Annotated in this window: 18 protein-coding genes; 1 reads left to right on the forward strand and 17 read right to left on the reverse strand. The window is 67.8% G+C overall.

What is annotated here, in order from left to right; all coding sequences use genetic code 11:
- Position 1: 1 nt before the first annotated feature.
- From rplN to rpsJ, 12 genes are all read right to left on the reverse strand, one after another.
- The gene (rplN, locus tag Q0817_RS09145) at positions 2-370 is read right to left on the reverse strand and encodes a 50S ribosomal protein L14 (protein ID WP_017833306.1); all 369 of its coding nucleotides are present in this window, start codon (positions 368-370) and stop codon (positions 2-4) included.
- Between the two features lie 356 nt (positions 371-726).
- Positions 727-1,017 carry a 30S ribosomal protein S17 gene (rpsQ, locus tag Q0817_RS09150; protein ID WP_298586089.1) on the reverse strand — a complete coding sequence of 97 codons (291 nt, stop codon included), beginning with the start codon at positions 1,015-1,017 and terminating at the stop codon, positions 727-729.
- Positions 1,014-1,289, reverse strand: coding sequence for a 50S ribosomal protein L29 (gene rpmC, locus Q0817_RS09155; protein ID WP_017833304.1), 276 nt, complete (start codon positions 1,287-1,289; stop codon positions 1,014-1,016). The genes rpsQ and rpmC overlap by 4 nt, the downstream gene beginning before the upstream one ends.
- Positions 1,290-1,291: 2 nt before the next feature.
- Complete coding sequence (gene rplP, locus Q0817_RS09160) at positions 1,292-1,708, reverse strand: 50S ribosomal protein L16 (protein ID WP_017833303.1); 417 nt, start codon at positions 1,706-1,708, stop codon at positions 1,292-1,294.
- Positions 1,709-2,560 carry a 30S ribosomal protein S3 gene (gene rpsC, locus Q0817_RS09165; protein WP_017833302.1) on the reverse strand — a complete coding sequence of 284 codons (852 nt, stop codon included), beginning with the start codon at positions 2,558-2,560 and terminating at the stop codon, positions 1,709-1,711.
- Positions 2,561-2,926, reverse strand: coding sequence for a 50S ribosomal protein L22 (gene rplV, locus Q0817_RS09170; RefSeq protein WP_017833301.1), 366 nt, complete (start codon positions 2,924-2,926; stop codon positions 2,561-2,563). It abuts the gene before it with no gap.
- Positions 2,927-2,979: 53 nt separating this feature from the next.
- Positions 2,980-3,261, reverse strand: coding sequence for a 30S ribosomal protein S19 (gene rpsS / locus Q0817_RS09175; protein ID WP_058859361.1), 282 nt, complete (start codon positions 3,259-3,261; stop codon positions 2,980-2,982).
- Between the two features lie 12 nt (positions 3,262-3,273).
- Positions 3,274-4,113 (reverse strand): 50S ribosomal protein L2, encoded by an 840-nt coding sequence (gene rplB / locus Q0817_RS09180; RefSeq protein ID WP_017833299.1) that lies wholly within the window; start codon positions 4,111-4,113, stop codon positions 3,274-3,276.
- Positions 4,114-4,143: 30 nt separating this feature from the next.
- The gene (rplW, locus tag Q0817_RS09185) at positions 4,144-4,449 is read right to left on the reverse strand and encodes a 50S ribosomal protein L23 (RefSeq protein ID WP_298586104.1); all 306 of its coding nucleotides are present in this window, start codon (positions 4,447-4,449) and stop codon (positions 4,144-4,146) included.
- Positions 4,446-5,069: a 50S ribosomal protein L4 gene (rplD, locus tag Q0817_RS09190; protein ID WP_298586107.1), complete on the reverse strand. Its 624-nt coding sequence runs from the start codon at positions 5,067-5,069 to the stop codon at positions 4,446-4,448. The genes rplW and rplD overlap by 4 nt, the downstream gene beginning before the upstream one ends.
- Positions 5,070-5,076: 7 nt before the next feature.
- Positions 5,077-5,733, reverse strand: coding sequence for a 50S ribosomal protein L3 (gene rplC, locus Q0817_RS09195; RefSeq protein WP_017833296.1), 657 nt, complete (start codon positions 5,731-5,733; stop codon positions 5,077-5,079).
- Positions 5,734-5,749: 16 nt separating this feature from the next.
- Entirely contained in the window at positions 5,750-6,058 is a 309-nt protein-coding gene (gene rpsJ / locus Q0817_RS09200) for a 30S ribosomal protein S10 (protein WP_003803825.1), read from the reverse strand.
- Between the two features lie 506 nt (positions 6,059-6,564).
- Between rpsJ and Q0817_RS09205 the strand changes: the two genes are divergently transcribed.
- Positions 6,565-6,948, forward strand: coding sequence for a VOC family protein (locus tag Q0817_RS09205; RefSeq protein ID WP_298586118.1), 384 nt, complete (start codon positions 6,565-6,567; stop codon positions 6,946-6,948).
- Between the two features lie 89 nt (positions 6,949-7,037).
- On the opposite strand, the gene tuf is transcribed toward Q0817_RS09205, so the two are convergent.
- The 5 genes from tuf to Q0817_RS09230 all read right to left on the reverse strand — a co-directional run bounded on the left by tuf (position 7,038) and on the right by Q0817_RS09230 (position 12,545).
- Positions 7,038-8,228 carry an elongation factor Tu gene (gene tuf, locus Q0817_RS09210; protein ID WP_298586124.1) on the reverse strand — a complete coding sequence of 397 codons (1,191 nt, stop codon included), beginning with the start codon at positions 8,226-8,228 and terminating at the stop codon, positions 7,038-7,040.
- Between the two features lie 160 nt (positions 8,229-8,388).
- Complete coding sequence (gene fusA, locus Q0817_RS09215; RefSeq protein ID WP_298586127.1) at positions 8,389-10,503, reverse strand: elongation factor G; 2,115 nt, start codon at positions 10,501-10,503, stop codon at positions 8,389-8,391.
- Positions 10,504-10,572: 69 nt separating this feature from the next.
- Positions 10,573-11,043, reverse strand: a complete 471-nt coding sequence (gene rpsG / locus Q0817_RS09220) for a 30S ribosomal protein S7 (RefSeq protein WP_017833292.1) — start codon at positions 11,041-11,043, stop codon at positions 10,573-10,575.
- A complete protein-coding gene (gene rpsL, locus Q0817_RS09225; RefSeq protein WP_017833291.1) occupies positions 11,043-11,417 on the reverse strand; it encodes a 30S ribosomal protein S12 in 375 nt (124 codons plus the stop codon). The genes rpsG and rpsL overlap by 1 nt, the downstream gene beginning before the upstream one ends.
- Before the next feature lie 315 nt (positions 11,418-11,732).
- Positions 11,733-12,545: an IclR family transcriptional regulator C-terminal domain-containing protein gene (locus Q0817_RS09230; protein ID WP_298586133.1), complete on the reverse strand. Its 813-nt coding sequence runs from the start codon at positions 12,543-12,545 to the stop codon at positions 11,733-11,735.
- Positions 12,546-12,562 lie beyond the last annotated feature (17 nt).

Here is a 12,562-nt window from a genome sequence, read left to right on the forward strand (position 1 = left end):
GTCAGAGCACCTCCGGGGCCAGCGAGATGATCTTCATGAACTTCTTGTCGCGCAGCTCGCGGCCCACGGGGCCGAAGATGCGGGTACCACGGGGGTCACCGTCGTTCTTCAGGATCACTGCGGCGTTCTCGTCGAACTTGATGTAGGAGCCGTCCGGACGACGGCGCTCCTTCTTGGTGCGGACGATGACGGCCTTGACCACGTCGCCCTTCTTCACGTTGCCGCCCGGGATCGCGTCCTTGACGGTGGCGACGATGATGTCGCCGATGCCTGCGTAACGACGTCCGGATCCACCGAGAACACGGATGGTGAGGATTTCCTTCGCACCCGTGTTGTCGGCGACCTTCAGTCGCGACTCCTGCTGAATCACTGATTACTCCTGTCGTCTCGCCGGTTCCAACACCGATCGAGAGCACGGTGCGGGCCTTGCGGAACAGCTTGTCGGATGATGTGCCCTCCCCCGGCGTCGCACGCCGGACCGGGCCAGCCCTCCATGCCAGGAGCATCTGAACCCGCCACCAGGTGGCACGGGGGCGCCCTGCACGCGGTCATTATGCGCTGGCACGAAGAGCTGTGGGTCGTACGGGCAAAGAAATCCGCCCATACAAGCTCACCAGCCTAGCACAGCCGGGAGGCCGTCCGTGCGGGGCGGTGAACGGGCGACGGCCCGTCCCTCGCGCGGAGGGACGGGCCGTCGCGGCCGTGGCCGGCTCTAGCGAGCTCGGGTCACTTGGCCTTCTCGAGGATCTCCACGATCCGCCACCGCTTGGTGGCGGACAGCGGGCGGGTCTCGGAGATCAGGACGAGGTCGCCGACGCCGGCGGTGTTCTGCTCGTCGTGGGCCTTGACCTTCGAGGAACGGCGCATGACCTTGCCGTACAGCGAGTGTTTGACGTTGTCCTGCAGCTGGACGACGACGGTCTTGTCCATCTTGTCGGAGACCACGTAGCCGCGACGGCTCTTGCGGTCACCGCGGTCGTCGGCCTGCTCGGCCCCGTTGTTGATCTGCTCGGTCACTTGGCGTCCTCCTCGGAGGTGGTCTCGGCGGTGGTCTCGGCGGAGCCCGCCTGGGGCCGGATGCCGAGCTCGCGCTCGCGCAGCACCGTGTAGATGCGCGCGATGTCGCGCTTGACCGCCTTGAGGCGGCCGTTGTTCTCGAGCTGACCGGTTGCGGACTGGAAGCGGAGGTTGAACAGCTCCTCCTTGGCCTTGCGCAGCGCCTCACCCAGAGAGTCCTTGTCGAGGGCCGCGAGGTTCTCGATGCTCAGATCCTTGGATCCAACAGCCATTCTCATTCACCACCTTCGCGACGCACGATGCGTGCCTTCATCGGGAGCTTGTGGATCGCCAGGCGCAGGGCCTCGCGGGCGACCTCTTCGGAGACACCGGAGAGCTCGAACATCACGCGCCCGGGCTTGACGTTGGCGACCCACCATTCGGGGGAGCCCTTGCCGGAGCCCATGCGGGTCTCGGCGGGCTTCTTGGTCAGGGGGCGGTCCGGGTAGATGTTGATCCAGACCTTGCCGCCACGCTTGATGTGGCGGGTCATGGCGATACGCGCGGCCTCGATCTGACGGTTCGTCACGTAGGCCGGCGTGAGCGCCTGGATGCCCCACTCGCCGAAGGCGACGGTGGTGCCGCCCTTGGCAGCGCCCGACCGCTTCGGGTGGTGCTGCTTGCGGAACTTCACACGACGTGGGATGAGCATTTACTTACCACCCTCTGCGTTGGTCGCTCCCGCGGCCGGAGCCGGGGAGGCGGCGGAGTCGTTGCGCTCACGGCGTCCGCCACGGTCGTTACGGTCGGGACGACGACGGTCGCCGCCGCCGCCTCCACGACGCTCGCCCGGACCGCCGCGACGGTCACGGTCGCCGCCGCGGCCGCGCGAGGGAGCGGCGGCCTGCTGGGCCGCCAGTTCCTTCGCGGTCAGGTCGCCCTTGTAGATCCAGACCTTCACGCCGATGCGGCCGAAGGTGGTCTTGGCCTCGAAGAAGCCGTAGTCGATGTTCGCGCGCAGGGTGTGCAGGGGCACACGGCCTTCGCGGTAGAACTCCGAGCGGCTCATCTCGGCGCCGCCGAGGCGGCCGGCGCACTGGATGCGGATGCCCTTCGCGCCGGCGCGCTGCGCCGACTGGATGGCCTTCTTCATGGCGCGGCGGAAGGCCACGCGGGAGGCGAGCTGCTCGGCGACGCCCTGGGCGACCAGCTGGGCGTCCACCTCGGGGTTCTTGACCTCGAGGATGTTCAGCTGGATCTGCTTGCCGGTGAGCTTCTCGAGCTCGCCGCGGATGCGGTCGGCCTCGGCGCCGCGGCGGCCGATGACGATGCCGGGGCGGGCGGTGTGGATGTCCACGCGCACGCGGTCCCGGGTCCGCTCGATCTCGACCTTGGAGATGCCGGCCCGCTCCATGCCCGTGGACATGAGCTTGCGGATCTTGATGTCCTCACGGACGTAGTCCTTGTAGCGCTGGCCCTCCTTGGTGGAGTCCGCGTACCAGTGCGACACGTGGTCGGTGGTGATGCCCAGCCGGAACCCGTGCGGGTTGATCTTCTGTCCCACTTAGCGGACCTCCTCGCTGTCAGGGCTCGCCACGATCACGGTGATGTGGCTCGTGCGCTTGTTGATGCGGTAGGCGCGGCCCTGGGCGCGCGGCTGGAACCGCTTCATGGTCGGACCCTCGTCGACGAAGGCCTCGCTCACCACGAGCTCCTCCTCCTTGAACGGCAGGCCGTCGCGGTCCGCCAGCTGGCGCGCGTTGGCGACCGCCGACTGGAGGACCTTGAACACCGGCTCCGAAGCGCCCTGGGGGGCGAACTTCAGAATCGCCAGAGCCTCATTCGCCTGTTGGCCACGAATCAGGTTGACGACGCGCCGGGCCTTCATAGGCGTCACGCGGATGTAGCGCGCAGATGCCTTGGCTTCCATTGCTTTCCTTCTCTCGTCTTCTCGAAGTGCTCACGCTGCGGGATCCCGGAGGATCAGCGGCGCTTGCCCTTCTTGTCGTCCTTCACATGGCCGCGGAAGGTCCGCGTGGGGGCGAACTCGCCGAGCTTGTGCCCGACCATCGACTCGGTGATGAACACGGGGATGTGCTTGCGTCCGTCGTGCACGGCGATCGTGTGCCCGAGCATGTCGGGGACGATCATCGAGCGGCGGGACCACGTCTTGATGACGTTCTTGGTGCCCTTGTCGTTCTCCTTGGCGACCTTCAGGTAAAGGTGCTGATCGACGAAAGGGCCCTTCTTCAGGCTGCGTGGCATGTGTCAGGCTCCTTAGCGCTTGTTCTTGCCGGTACGACGACGGCGGACGATGAGCTTGTCGCTCTCCTTGTTGGGGCGGCGGGTGCGACCCTCGGGCTTGCCGTTCGGGTTGACCGGGTGACGGCCACCGGAGGTCTTGCCCTCGCCACCACCGTGCGGGTGGTCGACGGGGTTCATGACCACACCGCGGACGGTCGGGCGGACGCCCTTCCAGCGGTTGCGGCCGGCCTTGCCCCAGTTGATGTTCGACTGCTCGGCGTTGCCGACCTCGCCGACCGTCGCGCGGCAGCGCACGTCGACGTTGCGGATCTCGCCGGAGGGCAGGCGGAGCTGGCCGTACTTGCCCTCCTTGGCCACGAGCTGCACGGACGCGCCGGCGGAGCGGGCGAGCTTGGCGCCGCCGCCCGGACGGAGCTCGACGGCGTGGATCACGGTGCCGACGGGGATGTTGCGCAGCGGCAGGTTGTTGCCGGGCTTGATGTCGGCGCCGGGGCCCGACTCGACGACGTCGCCCTGGGACAGCTTGTTCGGCGCGATGATGTAGCGCTTGGAGCCGTCCACGAAGTGCAGCAGCGCGATGCGCGCCGTGCGGTTCGGGTCGTACTCGATGTGCGCGACCTTGGCGTCGACGCCGTCCTTGTCGTGGCGACGGAAGTCGATGACGCGGTACTGGCGCTTGTGCCCGCCACCCTTGTGCCGGGTGGTGATGCGGCCGGTGTTGTTCCGCCCGCCCTTCTTGGGCAGCGGCCGGACCAGCGACTTCTCGGGGGTCGTGCGCGTGATTTCTGCGAAGTCGGCAACGGAGGAGCCGCGACGGCCCGGGGTTGTCGGCTTGTGCTTACGGATAGCCATGTGTCAGTTCCTCGTTAAAGTGGTCTCCGCTCAGGCGAGCGGACCGCCGAAGATGTCGATGGTGCCTTCCTTCAGGGTCACAACGGCACGCTTGGTGCCCTTGCGCTGACCCCAGCCGAAGCGCGTGCGCTTCCGCTTCCCGGCACGGTTGATGGTGTTCACGGACTCGACCTTGACGCCGAAGATCTGCTCCACGGCGTACTTGATCTGCGTCTTGTTCGAGTCGGCCGCCACGAAGAACGTGTAGCGGCCCTCGTCGATGAGCCCGTAGGACTTCTCCGAGACGACCGGCGCGATGATGACGTCCCGGGGATCCTTGATGGTGGTCGCGCTCACTTGGCGTCCTCCTGCTTCTTCTTGCTGGCGGCCGCCACGAAGGACTCGAACGCGTCCTTCGTGAAGACCACGTCGTCGGAGACCAGCACGTCGTAGGTGTTGAGCTGGTCGGCGTAGACGGTGTGGACGTCGGCGAGGTTGCGCACCGACAGCGCGGACACGTCGTCCGAGCGGTGCAGGACGACCAGCAGGTTCTTGCGGTCGGAGAGTCCGCGCAGCGTCGCCTGGGCGGCCTTCGTGTTGGGGACGGTGCCCTCGACGACGGCCTCCACGACGTGGATGCGGTTGTTGCGCGCCCGGTCCGAGAGGGCTCCGCGCAGGGCGGCGGCCTTCATCTTCTTGGGGGTGCGCTGGCTGTAGTCGCGCGGGGTCGGGCCGTGCACCACGCCGCCACCGGTCATGTGCGGGGCGCGGATGGAGCCCTGGCGGGCGCGGCCGGTGCCCTTCTGCTTGAAGGGCTTGCGGCCGGCACCGGAGACCTCGGCGCGGTTCTTGGTCTTGTGCGTGCCCTGGCGGGCAGCGGCCAGCTGAGCGACGACGACCTGGTGCAGCAGGGGCACGTTGGTCTGGACGTCGAAGATCTCGGCGGGCAGTTCGACGTTGACGGTCTGAGTTGCCATGGTGTGATCAGGCTCCCTTCACTGCGGTGCGGACGAGGACGACCGAACCCTTGGGGCCCGGCAGGGCACCCTTGATGAGCAGCAGGGAGTTCTCGGCGTCCACGGCGTGAACGGTGAGGTTCTGCGTCGTGTGACGGACGGCGCCCATGCGGCCCGCCATGCGCATGCCCTTGAACACGCGAGCGGGGTAGGACGCGCCGCCGATGGATCCCGGCTTGCGGTGGTTCTTGTGGGCACCGTGGGAGGCGCCGACGCCGGAGAAGCCGTGGCGCTTCATGACACCGGCCGTGCCCTTGCCCTTGGTCTTGCCGATCACGTCGACCTTCTGGCCGGCCTCGAAGAGCTCGACGGAGAGCTCCTGGCCCAGCTCGTAGGTGTCGGCGTCGGCCGTGCGCAGCTCCACGACGTGGCGGCGCGGCGTCACGCCGGCCTTCTCGAAGTGGCCGGCCAGCGGCTGGGTGACCTTGCGGGGGTCGATCGCACCGAACCCGATCTGCACGGCCGAGTAGCCGTCCCGGTCCTGGTTGCGCAGCTGGGTCACGACGTTGGAGTCCGCCTTGACGACGGTCACCGGCACGAACTTCCCGTTCTCGTCCCAGACCTGGGTCATGCCGAGCTTCGTGCCCAGCAGGCCCTTCACCTGGCGTTCGAAAGTGGTAGTCATTGGGATGCGATCCTCTTTACAGCTTGATTTCGATGTTCACGTCAGCCGGCAGGTCGAGGCGCATGAGCGAGTCGACGGCCTTCGGCGTGGGGTCGATGATGTCGATCAGCCGCTTGTGCGTGCGCATCTCGAAGTGCTCACGGCTGTCCTTGTACTTGTGCGGCGAGCGGATGACGCAGTACACGTTCTTCTCCGTGGGCAGCGGCACGGGGCCGACCACCGTGGCGCCTGCGCGCGTCACCGTCTCAACGATCTTCCGGGCCGAGACGTCGATGACCTCGTGGTCGTACGACTTCAGCCGGATGCGGATTTTCTGTCCCGCCATGGCGTCGTGACTCTCTTTCTTGTACGAACTTCCCTGTGACGGAGCCTGGGGACTCCTTGTGCATGGCGCCACCTGTGTGGGCGCCCCTCCACGCAGACTGAATCCGGAAGGATCCGGGTTCCTCACCCTGCTGGAGCTCCGACCCCCGAACTCGGGCGTGTCGCCTCGTGCAGAGCACGAGGGCGCACCGGGTCCGTTCCTCGGGGTGGGCTGTATGTGGTCCGTGCGTGGCAGCTTCGGCGAGCTGCTGGCCCCCGGTTCTGCTTCGGAACCCGATGGTGTCCTGGGGTCTGCCGGTTCGAACCGTTGAGAGCACGCTTCGGCGCTTGAACAACGTCCTCCATCCTGCCAGAGATGGCGGACCGGTGCAAACGCACGGCCGCGCCCTCCGGGACCGGGTCCGTGCGGAACCGTGCCGGAACCGTGAGGCTTCCGCAACCCCGGCCGGCGCCCGCGGCCGTATCCTGGCCGCGTCCGCACACCGACGTCCGCAGGAGATGGGTCCCATGCTGTCCACCGCGAGGCTGATCGCGATCGTTCCCGTCCGGGAGCTCGACCGCGCCCGGCAGTTCTACCAGGAGACGCTGGGCCTCTCCCCCGGCCCCGAGCTCGAGGCCGACAGCGTCCTGCTCAGCGAGGACGGGCACACCGGTCTGCAGCTGCTCCTGCGTCCGGACGCCCCGGCGTCGGAGCTGACGCAGGCCAGCTTCGAGGTCGACGACGTCGAGGCCGCGGTGCGCGAGCTCGAGGGCCGGGGCGTGCACTTCGAGGACTACGACCTGCCCGGCCTGCGGACCGTGGACCACGTCGTGACCGCCGACGGGATGAAGGCGGCGTGGTTCACCGACTCCGAGGGCAACGTCCTCTGCCTGCACCAGCTCACCGGCTGAGCCCGGCCGCGCCGGGCCCGGGACGCGCGGAACCCCCCGCCGCTCGTGCGAGCGACGGGGGGTTCCGTGCAGATCGAGCAGTCCGTGGACTACTTGATGATCTTGGTGACGCGGCCGGAGCCCACGGTGCGGCCACCCTCGCGGATGGCGAAGCCGAGGCCCTCCTCCATGGCGATCGGCTGGATCAGCGCGACCGTCATCTCGGTGTTGTCGCCCGGCATGACCATCTCGGTGCCCTCGGGCAGCGTGATGACGCCGGTGACGTCGGTGGTCCGGAAGTAGAACTGCGGACGGTAGTTCGAGTAGAACGGGTTGTGACGGCCGCCCTCCTCCTTGGAGAGGATGTAGACGTTCGCCTCGAAGTCGGTGTGCGGGGTGATGGAACCCGGCTTGCACACGACCTGACCGCGCTCGACGTCGTCACGCTTGAGACCGCGCAGCAGCAGGCCGCAGTTCTCGCCCGCCATGGCCTCGTCCATCTGCTTGTGGAACATCTCGATGCCGGTGACCGTGGTCTTCTGGACCGGGCGGATGCCGACGATCTCGACCTCGGAGTTGATCGGCAGCGTGCCACGCTCGGCACGGCCGGTCACCACGGTGCCGCGGCCGGTGATGGTGAAGACGTCCTCGATCGGCATGAGGAACGGCTTGTCCATGTCGCGGATGGGGTCGGGGACGTTCTCGTCCACGGCCTCCATGAGCTCCTCGACCTTGGCGACCCACTCGGGGTCGCCCTCGAGGGCCTTCAGCGCCGAGACGCGGACGACCGGCGCGTTGTCGCCGTCGAAGCCCTGGTCGGAGAGGAGCTCGCGCACCTCCATCTCGACGAGGTCCAGCAGCTCCTCGTCGTCGACCATGTCGGACTTGTTCAGGGCCACCAGCAGGTAGGGCACGCCCACCTGGCGGGCGAGCAGCACGTGCTCGCGGGTCTGGGCCATGGGGCCGTCCGTGGCGGCGACCACGAGGATGGCGCCGTCCATCTGCGCCGCACCGGTGATCATGTTCTTGACGTAGTCGGCGTGGCCCGGGGCGTCCACGTGAGCGTAGTGACGCTTCTCCGTCTGGTACTCGATGTGCGCGATGTTGATGGTGATGCCGCGCTGCTTCTCCTCCGGGGCGGAGTCGATGGCGCCGAAGTCGCGCTGCTCGTTGAGGTCCGGGTACTTGTCGTGCAGGACCTTCGAGATGGCAGCGGTGAGCGTCGTCTTGCCGTGGTCGACGTGGCCGATGGTGCCGATGTTGACGTGCGGCTTGGTGCGCTCGAACTTGGCCTTCGCCATGGTTGTTCCTCCTAGAACATTTGTCGAAACTTGCTCAGCACTTCCCCACCGTGTGTTGTTCGGGGGGAGCTTGAGGCACTCAGCAGTACTGAAACCTCTGCAAGTCTACTTTGGCTGTACGTGTTTGATGAAATTCCCGGCCGGGGCCGAGGGGTGGTGCCTACTCGCCGCGGTTCTTCTGGACGATCTCCTCGGCGACGGCCTTGGGAACCTCCGAGTAGCTGTCGAACTGCATCGAGTACACGGCGCGGCCCTGGGTCTTGGACCGGAGGTCACCGATGTAGCCGAACATCTCGGACAGCGGGACGAGGGCCTTGACCAGCTTGACGCCGGACACGTCCTCCATGGACTGGATCTGGCCACGGCGTGAGTTCAGGTCGCCGATGACCTCGCCCATGTACTCCTCGGGCGTGCGGACCTCGACGGCCATCAGCGGCTCGAGCAGGACGGGCTGGGCCCGGCGGGCGCCCTCCTTGAAGACCATGGAGCCGGCGATCTTGAACGCCATCTCGGAGGAGTCGACGTCGTGGTAGGCGCCGTCGAGCAGCGTGGCCTTGACGCCCACCATCGGGTACCCGGCGAGGATGCCCAGGCGCATCGCGTCCTGGATGCCGGCGTCCACGGAGGGGATGTACTCGCGCGGGACGCGGCCGCCGGTGACCTTGTTGTCGAACTCGTAGAGCTCCTCGGCGTCCAGCGGGATCGGCTCGAACGCCACCTGCACCTTGGCGAACTGGCCGGAGCCGCCGGTCTGCTTCTTGTGCGTGTAGTCGACCTTGTCGACGGCCTTCTTGATGGTCTCGCGGTAGGCCACCTGGGGCTTGCCGACGTTGGCCTCGACGCGGAACTCGCGCTTCATGCGGTCCACCAGGATGTCCAGGTGGAGCTCGCCCATGCCGCCGATCTCGGTCTGGCCGGTCTCCTCGTTGAGGGACACGGTGAACGTGGGGTCCTCGGCCGAGAGCTTCTGGATCGCGGTGGAGAGCTTCTCCTGGTCGCCCTTGGTCTTCGGCTCGATGGCCACGGAGATCACGGGGGCCGGGAAGGTCATGGACTCGAGCACGATCGGCTCCTGCGGGGAGCACAGGGTGTCGCCCGTGGTGGTGTCCTTGAGCCCGATGGCCGCGTAGATGTGGCCGGCCCGGATCTCGTCGACCGGGTTCTCCTTGTTGGAGTGCATCTGGAACAGCTTGCCGATGCGCTCCTTCTTGCCCTTGGTCGAGTTGAGGACCTGCTCGCCGTTGACGGCCTTGCCGGAGTACACGCGGATGTAGGTCAGCTGCCCGTAGAACGGGTGCGAGGCGACCTTGAACGCGAGCGCCGAGAACGGGGCGCTGTAGTCGACGGGGCGGGAGAGGATCTCCTCCTCGTCGTTGAGCGCGTGGCCCTCGACGTTCGGGACGTCCAGCGGGGACGGCAGGAAGTCGATGACGGCGTCGAGCATCGGCTGCACGCCGCGGTTCTTGAACGCGGAGCCGCAGAGCACGGGGTACGCCTCGGAGTTGATGGTCAGCTTCCGGATGCCGGCCTTCAGCTCCTCGAGGGTGAGCTCCTCGCCGCCCAGGTACTTCTCCATGAGCTCGTCGTCGGCCTCGGCGACGGACTCGACCAGCTGGTTGCGGTACTCCTCCGCCCGCTCCTGCAGATCGGCGGGGATCTCCTCGATCTCGTACTTGGCGCCCAGGGAGACGTCGCCCTTGGAGTCGCCCGGCCAGACGAAGGCCTTCATGGTGAGCAGGTCGACCACGCCGGTGAACTCGGACTCGGCGCCGATCGGCAGCTGCATGACCAGCGGCTTGGCACCGAGGCGGTTGATGATGGTGTCGACGGTGAAGTAGAAGTCGGCGCCCAGCTTGTCCATCTTGTTGACGAAGCAGATGCGGGGGACGTCGTACTTGTCGGCCTGGCGCCAGACCGTCTCCGACTGGGGCTCGACGCCCTCCTTGCCGTCGAAGACCGCGACGGCGCCGTCGAGCACGCGCAGGGAGCGCTCGACCTCGACCGTGAAGTCCACGTGGCCGGGGGTGTCGATGATGTTGATCTGGTTGTCGTGCCAGTAGCAGGACGTCGCGGCGGACGTGATCGTGATGCCGCGCTCCTGCTCCTGCGCCATCCAGTCCATGGTGGAGGCACCATCGTGGGTCTCGCCGAGCTTGTGGGAGATACCGGTGTAGAACAGGATGCGTTCGGTGGTGGTGGTCTTACCGGCATCGATGTGCGCCATGATGCCGATGTTGCGGACCTTCTTGAGGTCGGTAAGCACGTCAAGTGCCACGGTGATTCCCTTTCGGAGATGGTGCCGGCGGCCTGCCGGCCCTGGTGGGGCCGACAGGCCTGGAAGATTCTACCAGCGGTAGTGGGCGAAGGCCTTGTTGGACTCCGCCATCTTGTGGGTGTCCTCGCGGCGCTTCACGGCGGCACCGAGACCGTTGGACGCGTCCAGGATCTCGTTCTGCAGACGCTCGGTCATGGTGTTCTCACGACGGATCTTCGAGTAGCCGACGAGCCAGCGCAGGGACAGCGCCTGGGCGCGGCCCGGCTTGACCTCGACGGGCACCTGGTAGGTGGCGCCGCCGACGCGGCGGGACTTCACCTCGAGGGCCGGCTTGACGTTCTCCAGGGCCTTCTTGAGGGTGGCGACGGGATCGGCACCGGACTTGGCCCGGACGCCCTCGAGGGCGCCGTAGACGATGCGCTCGGCGGTGGACTTCTTGCCGTCCTGGAGGACCTTGTTGATCAGCTGCGTGACGACCGGGGAGCTGTAGACCGGATCGACGACGAGCGGGCGCTTGGGAGCGGGACCCTTACGAGGCATTACTTCTTCTCCTTCTTGGCGCCGTAACGGGAACGGGCCTGCTGGCGGCCCTTGACACCCTGGGTGTCGAGCGCGCCGCGGACGATCTTGTAGCGGACACCGGGGAGGTCCTTCACGCGACCACCGCGGACGAGCACGATGGAGTGCTCCTGGAGGTTGTGGCCCTCACCGGGGATGTAGGCCGTGACCTCGACGCCGCCGTTGAGCTTCACGCGGGCGACCTTGCGCAGCGCGGAGTTCGGCTTCTTGGGCGTGGTGGTGTACACGCGGGTGCACACACCGCGCTTCATGGGGCTGCCCTTGAGTGCGGGCGCCTTGGTCTTGACGACCTTCGGGGTCCGGCCCTTGCGGACCAGCTGCTGGATTGTAGGCACAGTGTCTCCTGATCGGACGGGACGCGTCAGCGGCCCGCTGGGTGTTCGGCTCCCCCGCTCCCGGCCGGGGCCTGGTGCGGGTGCGGCGCCTGTCGTGGGCCCGGCGGGCGGGCACCACGGTCGCCGCGCCGAAGGTAGCTGGGCAGACGAAAAGGATGGCATTTTGGTACACACCGCGTACCAGAGGACCGAGTCCGTTCTGCCATGATTTCTTCGGCCTCCAGGGGCGGCGGGCGCCGAGGGATGACCGTTCAATTCCTCGACAGCCTATCAGACCCCGGGCGCGCGGGAAAACGCGGGCCCGGGTCCGCGTGCTCAGCGGCCGGTCGCGGCGAGGTCGGCGGAGATCCTCCGGGCGCACTCGAGCAGGGGCGGAACGACGTCGTCCACCGGGTCCCCGGCGCTCGCGCCGGGCATGCCCACGCGCATGGAGACGTTCACGGCGGCGACCACGCGGCCGGTGCCGTCGGTCACGGGGGCGGCGACCGAGCGCAGCCCGACCTCGAGCTCCTGGTCCACGAGGGCCCATCCCTGGGCGCGGACCCGCCGCAGGTCCGCCTCGAGGGCCGCACGGTCGGTGAGGGTGTGCTCGGTCAGGGCCTCGAGGCGCGCCGTGCGGAAGTACCCGGCGAGCTGCTCCGGCTCCAGCGCGGCGAGCAGGACCCGGCCCATGGAGGTGGCGTGGGCGGGGAACCGCGTGCCCACGGCGATGGCCACGGTCATGATCCGGTGCGTGGAGACGCGGGCGACGTAGACGATGTCGGAGCCGTCCAGCACGGAGGCGGAGGTCGACTCCTCGACCCGCGCCGAGAGCGTCTCGAGGTGCGGGGCGGCCAGGGCCGGCAGCGACTGCGAGGAGAGGTAGGAGTAGCCGAGCTGGAGGACCGTGGGGGTGAGCTCGAAGAGGCGTCCGTCCGTGCGGACGTAGCCCAGCTCCTCGAGCGTGAGCAGGAACCGGCGCGCGGTGGCGCGGGTGAGCCCGGTGCGCCGGGCCACGTCGCTGAGGGTCATCCGGGGGTGCCGGGCGTCGAAGGCCGTGATCACGCCGAGCCCGCGTGCCAGCGACTGCACGAACTGTCCCGGGGTGCCCCGCTCCCCCGCCGGGACGGTGGGGTCCTGCTCGGTCATCGGTGGCCTCCTGTGGG

Origin of the sequence: uncultured Kocuria sp., from assembly GCF_947500125.1 — a bacterium.
GTDB lineage: Bacteria > Actinomycetota > Actinomycetes > Actinomycetales > Micrococcaceae > Kocuria.

Bases quoted from the DNA above. Each gene is read 5' to 3' on its own strand.
- Q0817_RS09205 (WP_298586118.1), top strand. From the start codon at position 6,565: ATGCTGTCCACCGCGAGGCTGATCGCGATCGTTCCCGTCCGGGAGCTC.
- rplC (WP_017833296.1), bottom strand. From the start codon at position 5,733: ATGACTACCACTTTCGAACGCCAGGTGAAGGGCCTGCTGGGCACGAAG.
- rpsS (WP_058859361.1), bottom strand. From the start codon at position 3,261: ATGCCACGCAGCCTGAAGAAGGGCCCTTTCGTCGATCAGCACCTTTAC.
- Q0817_RS09230 (WP_298586133.1), bottom strand. From the start codon at position 12,545: ATGACCGAGCAGGACCCCACCGTCCCGGCGGGGGAGCGGGGCACCCCG.
- rplV (WP_017833301.1), bottom strand. From the start codon at position 2,926: ATGGAAGCCAAGGCATCTGCGCGCTACATCCGCGTGACGCCTATGAAG.
- rplB (WP_017833299.1), bottom strand. From the start codon at position 4,113: ATGGCTATCCGTAAGCACAAGCCGACAACCCCGGGCCGTCGCGGCTCC.
- rpmC (WP_017833304.1), bottom strand. From the start codon at position 1,289: ATGGCTGTTGGATCCAAGGATCTGAGCATCGAGAACCTCGCGGCCCTC.
- rplP (WP_017833303.1), bottom strand. From the start codon at position 1,708: ATGCTCATCCCACGTCGTGTGAAGTTCCGCAAGCAGCACCACCCGAAG.
- tuf (WP_298586124.1), bottom strand. From the start codon at position 8,228: ATGGCGAAGGCCAAGTTCGAGCGCACCAAGCCGCACGTCAACATCGGC.
- rpsG (WP_017833292.1), bottom strand. From the start codon at position 11,043: ATGCCTCGTAAGGGTCCCGCTCCCAAGCGCCCGCTCGTCGTCGATCCG.
- rpsJ (WP_003803825.1), bottom strand. From the start codon at position 6,058: ATGGCGGGACAGAAAATCCGCATCCGGCTGAAGTCGTACGACCACGAG.
- rplD (WP_298586107.1), bottom strand. From the start codon at position 5,069: ATGGCAACTCAGACCGTCAACGTCGAACTGCCCGCCGAGATCTTCGAC.